The sequence below is a fragment of the Lentzea pudingi genome, assembly GCF_014646255.1.
GTDB classification, from domain to species: Bacteria; Actinomycetota; Actinomycetes; order Mycobacteriales; family Pseudonocardiaceae; genus Lentzea; species Lentzea pudingi.
Genome location: NZ_BMNC01000003.1, coordinates 276,109 through 296,029 on the forward strand (window position 1 = coordinate 276,109; position 19,921 = coordinate 296,029).

Sequence of the window (19,921 nt, forward strand, 5' to 3'; positions counted from 1 at the left end):
GTCACTCCAATACGAACGTCGCGTCCGCCCGTCCCTGTGCGTCGGTGACCGCTTGCAGGGCGAGCAGGCCGTTGCTGGTGCGGAGGTGGAGACCGGGGAAGTTGACCGACTCGAACGACACCGCCGAGCTCGCCGCGAGTCCCGCGCGCTGGGTGAAGCTGGCGTCGTTGCGGAACAACGCGGTGCCGTCGTTGCGCTCGACCCACACCTCGTTGTTGCGGTGCCGCAGGTAGTAGCCCGGGAAGTTGGTCGACTCGAGCGACACCCCGGAGCCCGCGAGCCCCGTGACGAGCTTGAACTGCGAGTCGGCCAGCGGAGACACGTTCGCCTCCATCCGCGCGCGGTACTCCCAGTGCCGCACGAAGCGGTCGGCGGCGGCGTAGGACCGGAGCCTCACGGGCGTCGCGCCGTCGGGGACCGGGATGCCGAAGTCCGGTGTGCCATCGGCCCGGTAGTAGACCTTCTGCACGCGCGTGCGGCGGTTCGGGTCGTTGAGGGGATCACCGCTGATGTCGCGGTAGTTGCGGTCGTGGTAGACCATGACGTCGCTGGTGCCGTCCTCGGACACCGTGAACGAGTTGTGGCCGGGCCCGTACTGGCCGGTGGCGGCGTTGGTGGCGAAGACCGGGCTGGCGCTCTTGGTCCACGACGCCGGGTTGAGCAGGTCCGCGGACGCCGGCGCGGTCAGCAGGCCGAGGCAGTAGTTCGCGTCGGTGGCGCTGGCCGAGTACGTCAGGAACACCTTTCCGTTGCGCTGCAACACCGCGGGCCCTTCCGCCACCTTGAACCCGCGTGTCTCCCAGGCGAGCGTCGGCACCACCAGCCGGGTCACCGTGCCGGTGATCGTCCACGGGTTCGCGCCCATGCGCGCCAGGTAGACGTTCGAGTTCGTGGAGATGCCCGGTTCCTGCTGTGCCCAGGTCAGGTAACGCACCCCGTTGTGCACGAACGTCGACGCGTCCAGGGAGAAGGTGTCCCAGGGGGTCGTGATGCGGCCGCGTTCGGTCCACGACCCGGTCACGGGGTTGGCGCTCGAGCTCTCCAGCACGTACATCCGGATGCGCCAGATGTCGTCGGTGCGGCCCGCGGCGAAGTAGACGTACCACCGGCCGTTGATGAAGTGGATCTCCGGCGCCCAGATGTGGGCGCCCATCTCGCCGCTGGTGTGCTTGCGCCAGATCACCGTCTCCGGCGCCGTGGCCAGGCCCTGGATCGTGGTCGCGCGGCGCAGGACGATCCGGTCGTACTCCGGCACGGTCGCGGTGAAGTAGTAGAAGCCGTCGGTGTGCTTGAAGATGTGCGGATCGGCACGCCGTTCCGCGATCGGGTTGGTGTATCGGACCGCGGGTGTCGCACCGGCCTGCGGCACGGGCATCCCGGCCACGCAGGTCACGGCGGCGAGCACCAGCACGGCGAGGCGGAGGAGAACCGTCTTCATCGACTGTCCTTTCAGGCCAGTGGCGCGGTGACGGTGAAGGACGCGTCACCCACGAACGCCGAGTCCGAGGTGCGCCAGTCGACGCGCAGTTCGTTGTTCTGGTGGCGCAGGTACCGGCCGGGGTGGGAGTACGACTCGAACGACGTGCTGCCGCCGCCCGCGAGACCGGCCCGGCCGCAGAACGTGGCGTCACGGGCGAAAGCCGCGTCGCCGGTGCCCGTGTCCAGCCGGACGCGGAAGCCGTAGTGCCGCAGGTAGCGGTCCGGGAAGTTCACCGAGCGCAACGAATAGCAGTTCGCGTTCGCCAGACCCGCTACCACGGTGAACGTCGCGTCCTGGCGCGTGGTGAGCGAGCTGGACGAGCTCACCGGTTCGACGTAGCCGAGGTTGTCGCGGTGGCGGGCGTACCGGTCGGGGAAGTTGACCGACCGCAGCGACCTGGCCCCCGTCGCCACCGCCGTGCCGTCGCCGGAGTCCTCCCGCAGCACGGTGAAGTGCCGTGCGGTGCCCGACAGCGCGGTGAGTTCGGTCTTGGCGCCGAAACCGCTGAGGTTCGAGCTGTCGGCGTAGAAGTACCGCCGCTGGCCGTACTGGTCGAAGTAGATCCGCCAGTGGCCGTCGGGCAGCCGCACGAGCGCGGGTCCCTCGAGCCCGGAACCCCAGCCCGCCCAGTTGCCCGTGCCGACGAACGTCCACGGCCCGTTCGGCGACGTGGCGGTCGCGTGCTCGATGTACTTCGTGGTCTCGTTCTTGAGGAAGTTGTGGTAGGTGCCACCGACCTTGACCAGGAAGCTGTCGATGTAGTTGGCCGGGATGCCGAGCGCCACCGGGCTGCTCCACGCCGACAGGTCCGAGTTCGTCGCGGTGATCCGGTACGGGCGGAACTGCCCCGCCGTTCCCGCCGTGGACGCGGAGAAGATCACGTGCACGCTGCCGTCGGAGTCCTTGAACCACTCCGGCGCCCAGGTGCTGCCGGTGGCGCCGTTGAGTCCTACCCGGACGGTGCGCAGGAACGTCCAGCTCACGTAGTCCGCGCTGCGGGCGAAGCCGATGGTGTCGCCCGTCCAGTTCGTGGTGTGGACGATGTAGTAGTAGCCGTCGGTGTGCCGGATGACGCTGGGATCGCGGATCAGGCCCGACGGCGGCGTGTAGGCGTTGGCCCGGACCTGGGTGAAGCCGGTCGCGTTCGCCGAGTCGTAGACGTACATGTTCGACTCGCTGCTGTTCGTGAACGCGGTCATCACGTAGTGGGGCACGGGACCGGCGGCCGCCGCTGGTGGACCGGCGGCGACGACACCCGCCCCGATGGCGAACGCGGCCGTGACTGCTGTCAGCACGCGCCTTCGTGCTGGACGGGCGGCACGCGGCAGGGAGAAACGCATGGACCGGCTCCTTGCACCATTGAGAGGCTCCGGGTAGTTAGCGTTAACACTATGTGGCCAGCGGTGTAGTCCTGGCAATAGTGCTTCAGACCATCAAGATCGAGTTAGCGATAACAAGCAGGCTGGTCCTGCTCTGACCACAGTCGAACGTCGTTCGACGTGGGATTCGACGATGCGTGTCGAACGTCGTTCAGGGGAAGCGCACACCGACGTCGGCGCCGCTGGCGGGTCGCAGGAAGCTGGACGACCGGATGGACCCGTCCGCGTCGCGAGGGCCTGTGACGGCGCCCGGATCCGTGCTCTGCAGCGGCCAGGAACCGCCGGTGTTCCACGAGTTGCCGCTGCCGGTGGAGCCGGAGCCGAGCGACACGGCGGTGCCGTTGGCCACCGACAGGTTCTTCGTCAGCGTGCTGGAGGAGCGGCTGAAGTCGAACCCGGTGCCGGGGTTGTCCCACGCCGTGCTGCGGTCGACCGTGTGCCGGCCGGGGTTGTTGTTGTCGACGAAGCCGCCTGCGGCGTTGTCCCACGCCGCGCTGTTGCGCACGGTGTGGCCGGCCGCCACCGCGTTGCCGCCGAGCTTGAAGCCGTTGCCGTCGCCGGTGAAGTCCGGGAGGTTCCAGCGGTTGAATCCGTTGCCCCACGCCACGCTGTTCTCCACCAGGATCGGCGAGGAGAACATCCAGAAGTCCAGGCCGTCGTCGGAGTTGTTCCACAGCCGGGCGCCCCGCACCACGTTGCCGGTGCCGGAGCCCTCCTTGATCGCCAGGCCGTCCGCGCTCTCGCCGTTCTTGCGCGGGTCGCGGTTGCCGGAGCTGTCGAGGTCCAGGATCTGGTTGTTGCTCGACGCGAGCACGATGTGCAGGCCGGACTCGTAGTTGTCCCGCGTGGTGATCCGGTCGAAGACCGTGTTGTTCACGTCGAGGCCGAAGATGCCGTACGGACCGTGGATGATCTCGAGGCCGATGAGCCGCCACCAGTCGCCCTCGATGTGGATCGCCCCGCGCTCGGATCTCGGGATCGACGAGCCGACCGGGCCGGGCGTGTGCGGCATGTTCTCGCCGTCGATCACCACGCGCTCGGAGTTGTGCGCGCGCAGCGTGATCGGCGCGCTCCGCGTGCCGTTCTCGAGGATCTGGATGTTCGTCGCCGGGGCGTAGGTGCCGCCGCGAACGTGGATGGTGCCGCCCGCCGAGACGAGGTCGACCGCCTTCTGGATGGTCTTCAACGGTGCGGCGATCGTGCCGGCGTTGCTGTCGTTGCCGGTGGTCGCCACGTACAGCGCGGAGGCCGCCGCGACAGCCGGCAGCGGTACGAGCACGGCACTGGCGGACAGGGCCGCCGCGGCGACGAGAGAACTCAGCTTCATCTTCTGCTCCCGGGCAGGGGCCCGCAGACCGGGCCAGCGCGGCTGACGCACTGACCCGGCCTGGGATGGGTGGCGACGGTGGTCAGAACGCGACGGTCTTGCCGCCGAGGGTGACGACGAGCCTGCCGTCGGAAGCGAACGACCAGCCGAGGGCTCCGCTGTAGCCGGAGCACCGGGAACCGTTGGTACCCGACCAGAACTGGTTGGTGGAGTCGGCGTTGCCGACGACCTTGTCGTTGCTCCCGCTGCTGCTGCGGCAGGACGTGTTGGTGCGGAACACCGAACTGCCCGCGTCGAACGAGAAGTTGCGCTCGTCGTTGTCGATGCTCAGGTTGCTCGACACGCTCATGGAGCCGGGGTTGCGGTTGTAGGTGAAGCCGTGCTTGCCGTTGTCGTGGGCGATGGTGCGGGTGATCGTGTGGTTGACGCCGATGTCCTCGCCGCCGAGCTTGAACCCGTTGCGGTCGCCGTTGCCGGCCTGGCCGCCGTTGCTCAGGGTGCCGTTCTTGTACGCCAGCGAGTCCTCGATGGTGACGGCGCCGATCGGCCCGGTGTCCGACTTCGTGTAGAGGTCCCAGCCGTCGTCGATGTTGTTGTGCGCCACGGAGTAGCGGAACACGTTGCCGGGCCCGGACGTGAGCTTGGCGGCGAACCCGTCGGCGTCCTCCCCGTCGGAGTCGGCGTTGTCGTGCGACTCCGCGCTGAGGATCAGGTTGTTCGACGGCCACTGGTCTTTTGGCGTCGTGGACAGCATCCGCGAGAGCTGCAGGCCGGTGTCGCGGTTGAACCGGGTGATCGTGCGCTCGAAGATGTTGTTGCTGCCGCCGACGAAGATGCCGTTGTCCCCGGCGCGTTCGACGACGACGCCCTGCACGTGCCAGTACGAGCCGTTCACGGCCAGACCCCGGTTGGCAGGGTCCTCGGCCTGCGCCGAGAAGTTCAGCACGGGCTTCTCGCCCTGGTAGGCCACGAGCTTCTTGCGGGCGCCGGACGTTCCGTTGTTGGTGGGCGGGATCGTCACCGTCTGCGAGAAGCTGTAGGTGCCGCCGCGCAGGAAGATCGTGCCGCCCGCGGCGACGCGGGGGAGTGCGGCCGTCAGCGTGGTCGGGTCGGAGATCGTGCCGGCCGCGCTGTCCTGGCCGGTCGGCGACACGTACAGCGCGTTGGCGGGTGGCGTGCTCGTCGTGGTGGTCGTCGTCGGGCCGGTGGTGGTCGTGGTGGTGGTCGTCGTCGTCGTGCTGGTCGGTCCGCCGGCCGGTGCGAGCCTCCACTGCTTGGTGGCGGCGTTGTCGCAGGAGTTGGTCTGCACCAACGCCCCTGGGGTCGTGGCGTTGTCCTTGACGTTCATGCACTTGCCGCCGTTGGCGTTGACCAGGCGCTGGTTGTCGCCGTTCGGCGTCAGCGCCCAGACCTGGCTCGTCGCACCGGTGCACGCCTCGAGCTGGATCGGCTTGCCCGCGCTGGTCGACGCGTCGCGCACGCCGACGCACAGGCCACCCGCCGTGATCCGGACGCCGCCGCTGACGTCGGTCAGCACCCACTGCTGCCCGGCGCAGGCCTGTTGCCGCAGCTGCGTGCCGCTCGACGGGCTCGTGCCCGCGTCGAGGCACAGGCCGCTGCCCGCGTTCTCGAGCTCGTAGGTGCCCGCGGCGTTCGCGGTCGCGGCGAGGCCGGGCCACAGGGCGAGCGTGGTGACGAGGGCGACGACGGCACCGCCTGACGCCAGTCCGGCCCGGACGCGGCGTTGGCGCGCCCGGTGCGCGGACTGTTCCGAAATGCCCATGGGGACTCCACTTCTCTACGCTGGAGAAAGGGTTTTACTTCGGATGCGTGGCGGGGTTCGCTTCGGATGCTAAGAGCATTCTTCGGACGGGGTCAACGTCGAAGTAATTCGGCTTCCGGTCGATGTTCGAGGTCGAATTCATCGAAGGTCCAGGTCGGCGCCTGTCGAACGGATTCGCGATCGGGTCGGAAAAATTTCGGGCGGTCACACTCGTGAACATTTTCGGTTCACCACCGTGAATCAAAGCGAAAGGCCCTGCCGCAGACTCGGGGGTCTGCGACAGGGCCGGTTGTTTCCGAGGATCAGGCGACGCGGCAGGAGACGCTGGGCCAGTTCCAGTTACCGCCGTGCTGGACGGTGAAGCCGAACGTGTTGCCGTTGCCGTTGGGGCGTGCGGTCATCACGTTCGCGGAGTCCCAGCTCGCGCTGGTGTTCCAGGTGGCGATGATCCGCTGCGGCGAGCTGACGGTGACCGTGACGATCCAGTTGTCCGTACCGGTCACCGTGACGTTGCCGTTGAAGCGGTCGTTCCACTTCTCGCCCTCGGAGTACGTCGCCGTGCAGCCCCCGCCGCCGGGGTTGGACGTCGTCGTCGTGGTGCTGGTCGGCGGGGTCGTGCCGCCCGTGCCGTTGTTCAGGGCGTTGAGGACCGAGGTGTAGGCGGCCTTCTTGTTGCCGCTGCCGTCGAACAGCAGCGGGGTGCCGGACGCGCGCCACGAGTCGGTGTCGCGGATGCCCCACACCGTGATGCCGGTGCAGCGCGCGACCGCGAGACAGGCCTGCGTGACGCCCTGGTACTGCTGGGCCTGCGAGCTGCCGGAGCCCTCGATGTCCAGCTCGGTGATCTGCACGTCGACGCCCAGCGCGGCGAAGTTCTGCAGCGTCGTGTGGTAGTTCGACGGCACCGGGTTGCCGCTGTTGAAGTGGGCCTGGAAGCCGACGCAGTCGATCGGGACGCCGCGGGACCTGAAGTCCTGCACCATCCGGTAGACGCCCTGGGTCTTGGCGTGCGACCAGTTGTCGGTGTTGTAGTCGTTGTAGCAGAGCTTCGCGCCGGGGTCGGCGGCACGGGCCGCGCGGAAGGCGGCCTCGATCCAGTCGTTGCCGGTGCGCTGGAGGTTGGAGTCACGACGGCCGCCGCTGCTGCCGTCGGCGAACGCCTCGTTGACGACGTCCCAGGCGTAGATCTTGCCGCGGTAGTAGGTCGCGACCTGCGTCACGTGGTTGAGCATCGCGTTGCGCAGAGCCGTGCCGGACATGTTCTGCATCCAGCCCGGCTGCTGCGAGTGCCACGCCAACGCGTGTCCACGTACCCGCTTACCTTGATTGCGGGCCTGGTTCACGATCCGGTCCGCGTTGCCGTAGCTGAACTGGTTCTGGTTCGGCTCGGTCGCGTCCATCTTCATCTCGTTCTCGGCCGTGACCATGTCGAACTCGCGGTTCAGGATCCCCACGTAGGTCGAGTCGCCGAGCTTGTTCGCGGCCACCGCGGTACCGAAGTACCGGCCGCTCTGCTGGGCCGCCGCACCGAGGGTGGAGGCGGCGCCACTGGCGGGTGCCGCCGCGAGAACCGCGGCGCCCGCAGCGGCGAGGACGAGGCTGGACACGAGTGAGATCCGTGCGACTGACTTCGGTGTCAGTGTCATGTTCGGCGCTTTCTGGTAAACCCGCGAGAGCACGGGTGGAAATGGAATCGCTCGACAGTCCAGTGGTGTGGATTGCGCCAAATCCACGCCGTTCGACTGGGAACACGAAGCAGTACAGCCGACTCGGCACGTCCGATCAACCCTCGTTCCACTGGAGCTCCCGCACCGGTGTTCACCGGGCTGAACCGGATGATCAGATGCCCGGCCCGTCGAACATCCGTCGAATGCACAGGTCGGCGGCATGATCGACAATGTGTCGCCGGGGGTGTGAATGAGGTGCGCGAGGTCTAATTTGTGAAAGTTTCGAAAATCGACGCACTGACGGGCTTGGGACGGCCGCTGGGCCGACCGGGTGTAGTTCGTCACGCTGCGAACGGCGTGAATTCCGTCGAGGAGTCGGGGCATCTCGACGAGTCGGGACGCCTCGGCGTCACCGTGACCGAAGCGTCCACGGCCCGTGGGGGCGTCCCCTGATAATTCGTATTACAACCTTGTTTCGTCGCAGGTTCGCCTCTACGGTCCGAAAACGCGGAGTCCCTCCAACGCGAAGGAGCGTCCCTCATGGCACCGAACCGCCGTCAGCTGCTGATCGGCACCGCGAGCGCGGCCCTGCTGGGAGCGAGCGCAGGGGGAACCGCCGCCGCCGCGCCCGCCGGGTTCCCGGACTACCGGTACCGCAGGCTCGCGCTGGTGAAGAGCAAGCTCCGCTACAACCCCACCAACGAACTCATCTTCCCGACCATCCGCGGCACGAAGAACCGGATCTCCGGCGCCCTGGCCGCGTACTACCTCTACTACGCGCCGCACGACGCCCCCGGCGGCATCTGCCTGGCGTACGCGAACTCGCTGGAGGAGGAGTTCACCGAGTACGCCGGAAACCCGATCATCACGAGGAACTGGCCCGGCGAGTACAGCGTGTCGCACGTGTCCTCGCCGCACGCCATGTGGAACGACGACGCCAAGCGCATGTATCTGTATTTCCACGGCGAGAACACCGTGACCCGGCTCGCCAGCTCCGCCGACGGCATCCACTTCTCCTACGAGAAGGAGGTCCTGTCCACCCGCCTGCTCCCCGCCGGCACGACCGAGACCTCCTACGCCAGGGTGTTCCGGCACGACCTGCCGTCCCGGGGCGCCCGGTACGTCATGGTGTTCATGCTCAACAACACCACCAACCGGCGCGACATCGGCTGGGGCTGGTCGGCCAACGCCCGCGACTGGACGTTCGCGCAGACCCCGCTGGTCCGGCACCAGGACGTGGGCGCGGTCAACGTCGGCGGACCGCACCTGTTGTTCCGCAACAACAGCGTGTACGTGGTCTACAACACCGACATCGGCAGCGGTGGCAACATCCTCATCACCGAGGTCGGTCTCGACTTCGGCAAGCGCAACCACCTCGGCGTCTTCCACGACTCGCTGGCGGGTTCGCCGGACAACGGCCGGGCCGCCGCGCCGTCGTTCGGCACGTACCAGGGCCGGGAGTACATGATCTACGAGGCCGGGGACCGGTTGTCGGGCAACATCGCCATCGCGCGGGCGGTCTGACGGCGCGGGCGGTCTGACAGCTCGGGCGGATTGGGGTCTGGGGGCCGACGGTCTGGCCTGGTGGCGCTGACCTGGGGCGGGTCCGGACGCGGGTGGTGGCGGGCGCTGCCGGCAGGGGCCTGGAGGCCTCCGCCGCCCGCAGCGGTGACCACCCGTCCGCGGCGGCAACCACCGCACTCGGAGACACACCGGCCCGGCCTGCTGGACCCCGCCGCCCTTCGCGCCCCGCGCCGGCCCGGCCTACTGGATCCCGCCGCCCTTCTCGCCCCGCGCCGACCGGCCGAGCGCCTTCTCGGCAAGGCCCGCCTCCATGCGCCGCAACGTCGTGATCATGCCGTCGACCTCGTCCTCGTCGGACACGACGCCGTCGAGCAGGTCGCTCCAGATGCCGTGCAGCCGCTGGAGGTTCGCCTGCGCGCGGGCGGTGGGGTAGAGGCGGACGCGGCGGGCGTCCTCCTGGTCGGCCTCGCGGTGGACGAGGCCCTTGCTCTCGAGGCCTCGCAGCGCGCGGCTGAAGTTGCTGGAGATCTGCTGCGTGGCGTCGGCGGCGGCGCGGGCGGACGTGCCGGGGTTGCGGTCGATGTACCGCATCACGGCGATGTCCAGCGCTGACCACCGGTCCTCGCTCAGGCCCTCCTTGGCGGCGTGGATCTGGCGGCCGACCGCGGCGATCAGGTCGGCGAGCTCGAACAACCGGGCCTTTTGGTCTTCGTCCACGTGACCATGGTACTTTTCCTGTCGATTGATAGCTATCAGTTGATAGGAGATGTGGTGAACGCGCCGTCCCGCAGCACGATCCCCGTGCCGCTCCTGCTCGTGCTCGCCCTGCTGGCGAGCGTCGCCCCGTTCGGCATCGACCTCTACCTGCCCGCGTTCCCGCGCATGGCCGCCGAACTCGCGACGAGCGACACGGCCATCCAGCTCACGCTCACGATGTTCCTGCTCGGCCTCGCCGCGGGGCAGCTGGTCTTCGGGCCGCTCTCGGACCGGTGGGGCAGGCGCGGGCCGTTGCTGGCGGGCTCGGCGGTGTTCGTGGCGGCCAGCGTGCTCGCCGCCGTCGCGCCCACGATCGGGGTCCTGCTCGGCGCCCGTCTCGTCCAGGGGCTGACCGCGGCGGCCGGCATGGTCATCGGCCGCGCGGTCATCGCGGACCTCGCCACCGGACGCGCCGCCGCGCGTGCGTTCAGCCTCATGATGATCGTCAGCGGGGTGGCGCCCGTGGTGGCGCCGCTGCTGGGCAGCCTGATGGTCGACGGGATCGGGTGGCGGGGAGTGCTGCTCGTCCTCGCCGGTCTGGCGGTCGCGATGCTCGCCGGCTCGGCGGTGGGCGTGCGGGAGACCCATCCGCGCGAACGGCGCGGTACCGCGCAGGCAGGCGGGTTCCGGGCACTGGGCCGGCGCGCCTACCTCGCCGCCACGGCCACGTTCGTCTTCTCGTTCGCCGTGCTGATGGCCTACATCTCGGCATCGCCGTTCCTGTACCAGGTCGTCATCGGGATGGGGCCGGTCAGCTACGGCGTGCTGTTCGCGCTCAACGCACTGGGGCTGATCGCGAGCAGTGCGGCCGCGTCCCGGTTGCTGCGCCACAGCCACCCGCGCCGGGTCCTCACCATCGGCACGAGCTGGCTGCTCGGCGCCGCCGTGGTGCTGCTGGTCCTCGCGCTCCTGCCGATCAGCGCAGCCTGGCTGATGGTGCCGATCTTCTTCGCGGTGGCGTCGCTCGGCTTCGTCCTCGGCCCGGCCACGGCCCTCGCGCTCGACGCGGTGCCGGGGGCTGCCGGCACGGGATCGGCTGTGCTGGGCGCCGCGCAGTTCGGGCTCGGCGCGGCCGTGTCCCCGCTGGTGAGCGTCGGCAGCGCCCATTCCGCGTTGCCGATGGCGATCCTCATCGCCGTACTCGCCGCCATCGCGGTCTGCGCCTCCCGGTTGCTCGCCTCACGGGACGTCCCCGAACCCGTCGAAGCGCTCGCCGTCTGACAGAAGCTTCAGTTCTGGTCGCGGAGGTTCTGCGCCAGCGTCCAGAAGACCTCGAAGTCGGGGATGTCACCGATCGCGTAGTTCCCCGGCTTGCGCCTCGTCGCGGTGAGCACGACGTCACCCGCCTTGGTCGACAGGTCCTCGATCTCGTCCCACGCCACGAGACCGCCGGGCGTGACGATCCCGGATCCCGACAGGGCGAGCGGGCCGAAGGGGACGGTCCGGCCCTCGTCCGGCTGCTCGACGCCCCGGAAGACGACCAGCTCGTCGTCCCGCAGCACGAGCTTGTAGGCGTAGACGATGAGGACGTGCTGGTAGTTGACGTAGTTGTCGGTGGAGATCTGGTGGACGGCCTCGATCTCGTCCCAGGTGATCGCGCGGGCGCGATCTTGTTGAGGCCCAATGGAACCACGCGCCACGGGCGCCGCGTGGCGGCTCTGGATGATCTAGTGGCGGGGGAGTGCTCGGACAGCCGGCCGGTCTACTGTCGCGGTGTGTCGAGCACGCCGGTCAGGTTGTTGCGGTTGCTGTCGTTGCTGTCCACGCGGCCGGCCTGGACGAACCGCGAGCTGGCCGGACGCATGGGCGTCGACGACCGCACGGTGCGGCGCGACGTGGCCCGGCTGCGGGACCTCGGGTACGGGATCGAGTCCGATCCGGGGCCGTGGGGCGGATACCGCCTCGGTCAGGGCGCCGCGGTCCCGCCGTTGAGCCTGGACGACGACGAGGCCCTGGCGGTGGCGGTCTCGTTGCGGGAGGCGGCCCAGCGCGGCGTGCTGGGCAGCGACCAGGCCGCGCTGTCGGCGTTGGGCAAGCTCCAGCGGATGCTGCCGCGCCGGGTGGCCGACCGGCTCAGCGCGTTCGCCGAGTCCGTCGTGCACACCGCGCAGGGGCCGGGTGATCCGGTGTCGTTCGAGGTGCTGCTGAAGCTCGCCGACGCCTGCCGCCACGGACACCGCCTGCGGCTGGAGTACCGCGACAGCGCCGGCCGGCTCACCGAACGCGCCGTTGATCCCCATCGGCTCGTGCGGACCCGCCACCGCTGGTACCTGGTCGCGCTGGACGTTGAACGCGGTCAGTGGCGCACGTTCCGGGCGGACCGCGCCGTGGACGTGCGGCCCACCGGGCAGCCGGTGCGGATCGAGAGTCCGCCGGACGCCGCACGGCTGGTCGCCGACATGCTGACCAGCGACTACCCGTTCTACGCGACCGCGGTGCTGCCGGTGCCGATCGAGGAAGCTCAATGCCTCGTGCCGCCGGGGTCGGGCACGCACGAGAGCGTCGGCCCGGACGGCACGAGGGTGACCCTCGGTGGCAGTTCCCTGGACGAGCTCGCGACTCGGCTGATCGCGTTGGCTGTGCCGCTGTCCGCGGTCGAGCCTTCAGAACTGCGCGCGGTGCTGCGTGGGCGCCTCCAGTCGCAGCTGGATGCGCTCCATGACCAGGACAGGTTCTGACCGGGTCGTTTTCTAGGGTGGGAGCATGCCCACCGCCGAAGAACTCCTCGGACGTTCCGCCGTCACCAGCCTCGTGCGGGCGATCCAGGTCGCCGCTCCGGACGCCGACCTCAGGGCGTTGCGGGCGGCGCCGAGGCAGATCGCCCCGTTGTCGCTGCGGGAACGCGCCGATCTGCTGCGGGACGCCCTGCTGGCGGACCTGCCCGGTGGCTACGCCGCACTCGCCAGCACCGTCCGCTCCGCCCAGGAACGCTCGCCGGAGTTCACCGGCTGGCTGATCTGGCCGGTCACCAGCGCGCTCGCCACCCAGGCCGTCCGGGAGGACACCGCCGCGTTCGACGACGCGATGGCGTTGCTCGCCGGCCTCACCGGGCGGCTCACCGCCGAGTTCGCGATCAGGACGCTGCTGCGGCACGACCTCGACCGCGCCCTCGGCATCATCGGCGACTGGACCGGGTCCGCCGACGAGCACGTGCGCAGACTGGCCTCCGAGGGCACCCGTCCCTACCTCCCCTGGGCGGTGCGGGTGCCGGAGGTCCTGACCCGCCCCGGGGTCACACTGTCCATTCTGGACGCTCTCCACCGCGACGAGAGCGACTACGTTCGCCGGTCGGTCGCCAACCACCTCAACGACCTCAGCCGCGACCACCCGGACCTCGTCGTGGACACGGCGCGGCGCTGGCTGGAGAACGGTGACGCGGACACCGGACGCCTTGTCCGCCACGGGTTGCGCACCCTCGTGAAGCGCGGTGACCGCGGCGCGCTCGCACTGCTGGGGTTCGCGCCCGCGACGGTGGAGGTCGACGGGCCGCACCTGGAGCAGGACGTCGTCCCGTTCGGCGGCAGCGTCCGGTTCACCGCCTCGATCCACAACGCCGGCGACACCGAGGCGGCGCTCGCGATCGACTACGTCGTGCACCACCGCAAGGCCAACGGCGGCCAGACCGGCAAGACGTTCAAGCTCACCACCCGGACATTGGCTCCGGGCGAACGGATGCAGGTGACGCGGGAGCACTCGTTCCGGCCGATCACGACGCGCCGCTACCACCCAGGCGGGCACGCGATCTCGTTGCAGGTCAACGGAGTGGAGACGGACCGCAGGGAGTTCGAGCTAGACGGGCCAGTGGTGTAGAGCAGTGTCGGCGATCTCCTGGAGGTCGGTGCGGCTGACGCCGCTCGCGGCCTGGACGGCGATCCCGAAAGCGACCGTCATGACGAACAGGGCGAGCCTGCGCGCGTCGGTCCCCGGCGGCAGGTCGCCCTCGTCGACGGCACGCCGAAACCGCGTTTCGAGGAGCTGGCGGCCGTTGGTGCGCCACTCGGCCAGGATCTCGCGCGCCGGTTCGCCGGCGTCTCCCGCCGCCAGCGACCCCTGCACACCCAGGCACCCGGCCGGACCTCCCGGCTGGGTCGTGGTGTGCACCGAGCCCGTGAGGAACGCCGTCGCCACCTCGCGCGCCGTCGGCTTCTCGACCGCGCGCAACGCGTAGGACGCCGGCCCCTCGTCGTAGCGTGCCAGGGCTTTGCGGAAGAGCTGTTCCTTGTTGCCGAACGCCGCGTACATGCTCGTCTTGGTGATGCCCATGGCGCCGGTGAGATCGGCGAGGCTCGCGCCCTCGTAGCCCTGCCTCCAGAACACCAGCATGGCCGCGTGCAACGCCTCGTCCGCGTCGAAGCCCCTGGGCCTGCCGATCACCGTCACCCCCTCAGCCTACCCCTTCGGTACCGATCGGTCCGGAAGTGCTACTGTCGACTTACGTACCGATCGGTACCGAATATCTGGAGGGCTCATGCCTCAGTTCGAGGGCAAGACGGTGGTCGTGACCGGCGGGAGCAGCGGCATCGGCCTCGCCGCCGCCCGGCGGTTCGCGGGCGAGGGCGCGCACGTGTTCATCACCGGCAGGCGTCAGGGCGAGCTGGACGCGGCGGTGGAGCTGATCGGTGACGCCACGGCAGTGCGGGGGGACGTGGCCGACCCGGCGGACCTCGACCGGCTCTACGACGCGGTCCGCGCCAGGGGCAGGGGAGTGGACGCGCTGTTCGCCAACGCGGGCATCGGCGGGTTCGCGGCGCTCGAGGACACGACCGAGGAGCACTTCGACCTGATCTTCGGCGTCAACGTGCGCGGCACGCTGTTCAGCGTCCAGAAGGCGCTGCCGCTGCTCAACGACGGCGCCGCGGTGATCGTGAACTGCTCGGTCCGCGCCGACGACGGCGTCGCGGAGTTCGGCACCTACGCGGCGACCAAGGCCGCGCTGCGCTCGTACGTCCGCACCTGGGCCAACGAGCTCAAGGGCCGGGGCGTCCGCGTCAACGCGATCTCACCGGGCACGATCGACACGCCCGCCCTCGCCGGCCTGTCCGAGGAGGCCAGGGAGGGCTTCGCGGCGGGGGTGCCGATCGGCAGGATCGGGACGGCGGACGAGGTGGCGGACGCGGTCGCGTTCCTCGCCTCGGACCAGAGCAGCTTCATCGTCGGCGCCAACCTCTACGTCGACGGCGGCGAGAACCAGTTGTAGCCACGTAGGGTCGGGGCCGTGGATCGCATCGCGGGATCGTTGTACGGACTGGCTTTCGGGGACGCGCTCGCCAAGCCGACGGAGTTCCTGACCGTCGCGGAGATCGAGCGCGAGTTCGGTGCCGGGCCGGACGACCTGACAGGCGATCCCGCGCTGGTCACCGACGACACGCAGATGGCGCTCGCGGTGGCGTGGGCGCTGCGTGACGTCGACCAGTACACCGCCGAAGCACTCGAACCGCGCCTGCGGGAGCGGTTCGTCGCGTGGGCGCACAGCCCGGAGAACAACCGTGCGCCGGGGATGACGTGCCTGCGCGCGTGCGGCGGGCTGGCGGAGGGCGCCCCGTGGGTGGAGGCGACCATCACCGGCTCCAAGGGATGCGGCGCGAACATGCGCGTGACCCCGGTCGGTCTGGTGCCCGGCCTCGACCTCGACGTGCTCGCCGGGGTGTCGCAGTTGCAGGCCGCGATGACCCACGGCCATCCCACGGCGCTTGCCGCGTCCGAGCTCACGGCCTACGCGACGCGCGTGCTGGTCGACGGCGCCGACCTGGCCGACGTGCCCGCCGCCCTGCTGGCCCGCTGCGCCGAGCGGCGTTCGGTCTACCTGGAGGAGTGGCTGGGATCCCTGTGGCAGATGCCGGGGGCGACCACTCCCGCCGACTTCATCGCCCGCGGCTGGGACGAGTGCGCCGAGATCCTCGAACGGCTGGTGGCCGCTCTGGCGAGGCCCGACGACGGCGAGGACGCGTGCCTCGCCACCGGCGAGGGCTGGATCGCCGAGGAGGCGCTGGCGACCGGGCTGTACTGCGCGATCCGGCACGCCGACGACCCGGTGGCCTGCCTGGTGCGGGCGGCGCGGACCAGTGGCGACTCGGACTCGATCGCCGCGTTGGCCGGGGCGTTCGTGGGTGCCGCGCACGGTCTGGACGCCTGGCCGGCGGACTGGGTCGAACGCATCGAGTACGCGGACCAGCTGGCCGCGCTCACCGCCTAGGTTCGGCTGTCGAGCCACTTGCCCCAAGTGTGTCGCTTGACCCGGACTTCGGGACGGTCGGCGAGATCGAGGAGGAACCGGGCTCGAAGCCGGACGAGAGGATCGTCCGCGCCGGTGAGAATCGTCAGCCGGTCGCGGAAGTCCGTGTCGGCGACGTGGTGCACCAGGGACGCGTACATCCAGTCCTTGCAACGGTAGGAGCGGTGGATCGCGTCGATCAGCAGATCGGCCGCCTCCTGCCGCACCTCCGCCACCGTTCCGTTCCGCCTCAGGTGCTCGAGCACCCCTTCCTTCATCGACCACGGTGACCACGGGTGGGAACCCCGCGAACGCCACTCGTCGGGGAACAGCCCCTCCCACCGCAGGTACAGCGCCATGAACGGCCAGCGCTCCACGCTCACGGCGGTGTTCCGGAAGTCCAGGTCCCACGCGGTCGCGACGTACCAGAAGATCGTCCGCTCCTCGTCGGGTTCGTAGCGCGACACGCCGGTTCCCGTCTCCACCAGCGCCCGGTGCCGTGCCAGAGCCCGGCCGCGGACGACGTCGTCACGAGCGGTCAGGTCGAACATCCACGCGTCGCGGCGGCCGATCTTCATCGGCGGAGCATCGCACGGCTCGTCCGCGAGGTTCGAAGCATTTCTGTCAGCTGTCACCCACGGATGCCTGCTAAAGCGTTATAGACAGCGATTCACGTTGCGTCTAGGTTAAGCGCTCATCACCCCGATCTTCTCCCGTCAAAGCCGGGGGTTGTTTCGGGCTCGTCAACTAAAACGCTTAAGTTCGGAGGCGAAGTGGCTGCGACTCGCGCAACGGTGGCCGGGACGGTTCTCGTGCTGGCTCTCTCCGCCTGCGGCGGCGGTGGCGGGGCGGACGGCGAGGCGGTCGTCGCCGTTCCCGCCGACCCGGCGAAGGTCACCGGGACCATCACGGTCCTGACCAACCGGACCGACCAGGTGCAGGACGGCACGACCCAGAAGTACGCCGACGAGTTCAAGAAGACCTATCCCGGTGTCACGGTGGAGTTCCAGGGCCTCACCGACTACGAGGGCGAGGTCCGGATCCGGATGAGCGGCGAGGACTACGGCGACGTGGTGCTCATCCCCGGTTCGGTCGACTCCAACCAGTACCCGCAGTTCTTCGCTCCGCTGGGAACCACCGAGGAGTTGCAGCCCAAGTACGACTTCACCGACAAGGCCACTGTGGACGGCAAGGTCTACGGGCTCGCGAACATCGGCACCGCCAACGGGTTCGTCTACAACAGGGCCGTCTGGCAGAAAGCCGGTGTCACCGAGTGGCCGAGGACGCCCGCGGAGTTCCTCACCGCGCTCAGGGCGATCAAGGACAAGACCGGGTCCACGCCGTACTACACGAACTACAAGGACGGCTGGCCGCTGACGAACTGGGGCAGCGGCCTCGGCTCGCCGAGCTGTGACGTCGCGGCCAACGACAAGCTGGCCGAGACGAAGGAACCGTGGGCGCCGGGCACGGACCTGAACGTCGTGGACACGCTGCTGCACGACATCGTCCACACCGGACTCTCCGAGGCCGACCCGAACACCACCAACTGGGAGAACTCCAAGAACCTCCTCGGCACCGGCGAGGTCGCGACCATGTGGCTCGGGTCGTGGGCGGTGGTCCAGATGCGGGAGGCCGCGCGCAAGGCCGGGCGCGACCCGCAGGACATCGGGTTCATGCCGTTCCCCGCACAGGTCGGCGGGAAGTTCTGCTCGGTGGTGCGGCCCGACTACCTGTTCGCGATCAACAAGCACAGCAAGGCGAAGGAAGCCGCGCGGGCGTGGATCGACTGGTACATCTCGAAGTCCGGCGACGCGCAGAAGTCGCTGTCGATCTCCGCGCTCAAGGGTGCGCCGCTGCCGGAGAGCCTCAAGCCGTTCGAGGAGGAGAAGGTCGAGCTCGTGCGGCTCGGCTGGGCGAAGAACAACCTGGTCAGTCAGATCGACAAGGCGTCCGAGGTGGGGCTGAGCGCCAAGGACTACCCGCAGCGCATCGTCGACGTCGCCAGGGGAGCGGCACCGGGTGATCTCGCGGGCGTGTTCGCCGACCTCAACAAGAGGTGGGCGGAAGCGCAGGCCGAGATCGGCTGAGCGCCCCCATGACGCAACGCGCCCACGTGCCGTGGCTCTACCTGCTCGTCCCGCTCGCGTTCCTGGTGGCGTTCACCTACGTGCCGGTCGTGAGCATGGTGGTGCACAGCTTCACGGACTGGGACGGCCTCAGCCGCGACCGGGAGTTCGTCGGCGCCGAGAACTACGTCGACCTCTTCACCCGGCCGCAGCTGTTCCAGGTGTTCGCGGTCAGCCTCTTCTACCTCGCGGGCGCGTTGCTGCAGACGGGGCTGGCGCTGTACTTCGCGACCGTCCTGAGCTTCGGCACGCGGCTGCGGGGCCTGTTCAAGGGCATCTTCTTCTTCCCCTACCTCATCAACGGCGTCGCGATCGGGTTCGTGTTCCTCTACTTCTTCCAGCCCGGCGGCACGCTGGACACCACGCTCGCGGTGTTCGGCGTGCAGCCCCGGTTGTGGCTGGGCGATCCCGACCTCGTCAACACCTCGCTCGCCGGGGTCTCCGTCTGGCGCTACGCCGGGCTGAACCTCGTGCTGTTCCTCGGCGCCATCCAGTCGATCCCGCCGCACCTGTACGAAGCGGCCACTTTGGACGGAGCGAACCGGTGGCAGCAGTTCCGCCACATCATCGTGCCCAGCATCAAACCGATCATCAGCCTGTGCGTGATCCTCGCGGTGTCCGGCGCGCTGTCGGTGTTCGAGATCCCGTTCATCATGACCGGGGGAGCGAACAACAGCGAGACGTTCGTGATCCAGACGATCAAGCTGGCGTTCACCTTCAACAAGGTCGGCCTGGCGTCGGCGGCCGCGGTGGTCCTGCTCGTCATCGTGCTGCTGGTGACGTGGTTGCAGCGGACGCTCGTCCCCGAGGAGAGGGTCGAGCAGTCATGACCGCACGCCACGCGCTCGCCGCATTCCTCAAGTACCTCAGCCTGGTGCTCGCCAGCGTCGCGGTGGTGCTGCCGTTGCTGGCCGTGCTGCTCACCTCGTTGCGCACCAGCGAGGAGGCCACCGCCGGCCGCAACCCGCTGGCCGCGCCGGCCGACTGGTTCAACCTCGGCAACTTCGCCATCGCCTTCACCGACGGGCAGATGGCGCGGGCGCTGTGGAACACGACGTTCATCCTCGTCTTCGCGCTGATCGGCACCGTGCTCATCGGCTCGATGACCGCCTACGCCGTCGACCGGTTCCACTTCAGGGCCAAGAAGCTCGTCATGGCCCTGTTCCTCGTCGCGACGCTGGTGCCCAGTGTGACCACGCAGGTCGCGACCTACGAGGTGATCAGCGCGCTGGGCGTCAACGGCACCCGGTGGGCGCCGATCCTGCTCTACACCGGCACGGACATCGTGGCCGTGTACATCTTCCTGCAGTTCATGCGTTCCATCCCGGTCGCGCTCGACGAGGCGGCGCGGATCGACGGCGCCGGCTCCCTCACGATCTACTGGCGGATCGTCCTGCCGCTGCTGCGGCCCGCGATCGTCACCGTCGTGATCGTCAAGGGCGTCGCGATCTACAACGACTTCTACATCCCGTTCCTGTACATGCCCTCGGAGAAGCTCGGCACCATCTCGACCGCGCTGTTCCGGTTCAAGGGCCCGTACGGCGCCCACTGGGAGGTCATCTCGGCGGGCACGGTCCTCGTCATCCTCCCGACCCTGGTCGTGTTCCTCGTGTTGCAGCGCTTCATCTACGGCGGGCTCACCGCGGGCGCGGTCAAATAACCACTTCA

At 69.2% G+C, this 19,921-nt stretch carries 18 protein-coding genes; 9 read left to right on the plus strand and 9 right to left on the minus strand.

What is annotated here, in order from left to right; all coding sequences use genetic code 11:
* Position 1: 1 nt before the first annotated feature.
* The 5 genes from IEY88_RS12235 to IEY88_RS12255 all read right to left on the minus strand — a co-directional run bounded on the left by IEY88_RS12235 (position 2) and on the right by IEY88_RS12255 (position 7,615).
* A complete protein-coding gene (locus IEY88_RS12235; protein WP_189154814.1) occupies positions 2 to 1,438 on the minus strand; it encodes a family 43 glycosylhydrolase in 1,437 nt (478 codons plus the stop codon).
* Positions 1,439 to 1,449: 11 nt separating this feature from the next.
* The gene (locus IEY88_RS12240) at positions 1,450 to 2,820 is read right to left on the minus strand and encodes a glycoside hydrolase family 43 protein (protein ID WP_189154815.1); all 1,371 of its coding nucleotides are present in this window, start codon (positions 2,818 to 2,820) and stop codon (positions 1,450 to 1,452) included.
* A 190-nt stretch (positions 2,821 to 3,010) separates the two neighbouring features.
* A complete protein-coding gene (locus IEY88_RS12245) occupies positions 3,011 to 4,186 on the minus strand; it encodes a right-handed parallel beta-helix repeat-containing protein (RefSeq protein ID WP_189154816.1) in 1,176 nt (391 codons plus the stop codon).
* Positions 4,187 to 4,268: 82 nt separating this feature from the next.
* A complete protein-coding gene (locus tag IEY88_RS12250) occupies positions 4,269 to 5,969 on the minus strand; it encodes an RICIN domain-containing protein (RefSeq protein ID WP_189154817.1) in 1,701 nt (566 codons plus the stop codon).
* A 302-nt stretch (positions 5,970 to 6,271) separates the two neighbouring features.
* Positions 6,272 to 7,615, minus strand: coding sequence for a glycoside hydrolase family 10 protein (locus IEY88_RS12255; protein ID WP_189154818.1), 1,344 nt, complete (start codon positions 7,613 to 7,615; stop codon positions 6,272 to 6,274).
* Between the two features lie 561 nt (positions 7,616 to 8,176).
* Between IEY88_RS12255 and IEY88_RS12260 the strand changes: the two genes are divergently transcribed.
* Positions 8,177 to 9,160 (plus strand): hypothetical protein, encoded by a 984-nt coding sequence (locus IEY88_RS12260; RefSeq protein ID WP_189154819.1) that lies wholly within the window; start codon positions 8,177 to 8,179, stop codon positions 9,158 to 9,160.
* 240 nt (positions 9,161 to 9,400) lie between these two features.
* On the opposite strand, the gene IEY88_RS12265 is transcribed toward IEY88_RS12260, so the two are convergent.
* On the minus strand, positions 9,401 to 9,877 hold the full coding sequence (locus IEY88_RS12265; protein ID WP_189154820.1) for a MarR family winged helix-turn-helix transcriptional regulator: 477 nt from the start codon (positions 9,875 to 9,877) through the stop codon (positions 9,401 to 9,403).
* 54 nt (positions 9,878 to 9,931) lie between these two features.
* On the opposite strand from IEY88_RS12265, the gene IEY88_RS12270 reads away from it, so the two are divergent.
* Entirely contained in the window at positions 9,932 to 11,137 is a 1,206-nt protein-coding gene (locus tag IEY88_RS12270) for a multidrug effflux MFS transporter (RefSeq protein ID WP_229693306.1), read from the plus strand.
* 8 nt (positions 11,138 to 11,145) lie between these two features.
* Here IEY88_RS12270 and IEY88_RS12275 read toward each other — a convergent pair whose 3' ends face one another.
* Positions 11,146 to 11,556: a hypothetical protein gene (locus tag IEY88_RS12275; protein WP_189154821.1), complete on the minus strand. Its 411-nt coding sequence runs from the start codon at positions 11,554 to 11,556 to the stop codon at positions 11,146 to 11,148.
* A gap of 75 nt (positions 11,557 to 11,631) precedes the next feature.
* On the opposite strand from IEY88_RS12275, the gene IEY88_RS12280 reads away from it, so the two are divergent.
* Both IEY88_RS12280 and IEY88_RS12285 read left to right on the plus strand, forming a co-directional pair.
* Positions 11,632 to 12,594 carry a helix-turn-helix transcriptional regulator gene (locus tag IEY88_RS12280; RefSeq protein WP_189154822.1) on the plus strand — a complete coding sequence of 321 codons (963 nt, stop codon included), beginning with the start codon at positions 11,632 to 11,634 and terminating at the stop codon, positions 12,592 to 12,594.
* Between the two features lie 25 nt (positions 12,595 to 12,619).
* A complete protein-coding gene (locus IEY88_RS12285; RefSeq protein WP_189154823.1) occupies positions 12,620 to 13,726 on the plus strand; it encodes a DNA alkylation repair protein in 1,107 nt (368 codons plus the stop codon).
* On the opposite strand, the gene IEY88_RS12290 is transcribed toward IEY88_RS12285, so the two are convergent.
* Positions 13,706 to 14,296: a TetR/AcrR family transcriptional regulator gene (locus tag IEY88_RS12290; protein WP_229693307.1), complete on the minus strand. Its 591-nt coding sequence runs from the start codon at positions 14,294 to 14,296 to the stop codon at positions 13,706 to 13,708. The two genes, IEY88_RS12285 and IEY88_RS12290, sit on opposite strands and share 21 nt — an antisense overlap.
* A gap of 88 nt (positions 14,297 to 14,384) precedes the next feature.
* Here IEY88_RS12290 and IEY88_RS12295 point away from each other — a divergent pair, with 88 nt between their 5' ends.
* Together IEY88_RS12295 and IEY88_RS12300 are read left to right on the plus strand one after the other, a co-directional pair.
* Positions 14,385 to 15,113: an SDR family oxidoreductase gene (locus tag IEY88_RS12295; RefSeq protein WP_189154824.1), complete on the plus strand. Its 729-nt coding sequence runs from the start codon at positions 14,385 to 14,387 to the stop codon at positions 15,111 to 15,113.
* Between the two features lie 18 nt (positions 15,114 to 15,131).
* The gene (locus tag IEY88_RS12300; RefSeq protein ID WP_229693308.1) at positions 15,132 to 16,109 is read left to right on the plus strand and encodes an ADP-ribosylglycohydrolase family protein; all 978 of its coding nucleotides are present in this window, start codon (positions 15,132 to 15,134) and stop codon (positions 16,107 to 16,109) included.
* Here IEY88_RS12300 and IEY88_RS12305 read toward each other — a convergent pair.
* Positions 16,106 to 16,705, minus strand: a complete 600-nt coding sequence (locus tag IEY88_RS12305; protein ID WP_189154825.1) for a hypothetical protein — start codon at positions 16,703 to 16,705, stop codon at positions 16,106 to 16,108. The two genes, IEY88_RS12300 and IEY88_RS12305, sit on opposite strands and share 4 nt — an antisense overlap.
* Positions 16,706 to 16,900: 195 nt before the next feature.
* Here IEY88_RS12305 and IEY88_RS12310 point away from each other — a divergent pair, with 195 nt between their 5' ends.
* The 3 genes from IEY88_RS12310 to IEY88_RS12320 are packed head-to-tail and all read left to right on the plus strand — an operon-like array spanning position 16,901 to position 19,913.
* Complete coding sequence (locus IEY88_RS12310; RefSeq protein WP_189154826.1) at positions 16,901 to 18,214, plus strand: ABC transporter substrate-binding protein; 1,314 nt, start codon at positions 16,901 to 16,903, stop codon at positions 18,212 to 18,214.
* An 8-nt stretch (positions 18,215 to 18,222) separates the two neighbouring features.
* Complete coding sequence (locus IEY88_RS12315; protein WP_189154827.1) at positions 18,223 to 19,083, plus strand: carbohydrate ABC transporter permease; 861 nt, start codon at positions 18,223 to 18,225, stop codon at positions 19,081 to 19,083.
* Positions 19,080 to 19,913 carry a carbohydrate ABC transporter permease gene (locus IEY88_RS12320; RefSeq protein ID WP_189154828.1) on the plus strand — a complete coding sequence of 278 codons (834 nt, stop codon included), beginning with the start codon at positions 19,080 to 19,082 and terminating at the stop codon, positions 19,911 to 19,913. Before IEY88_RS12315 ends, IEY88_RS12320 begins: the two co-directional genes overlap by 4 nt.
* Positions 19,914 to 19,921 lie beyond the last annotated feature (8 nt).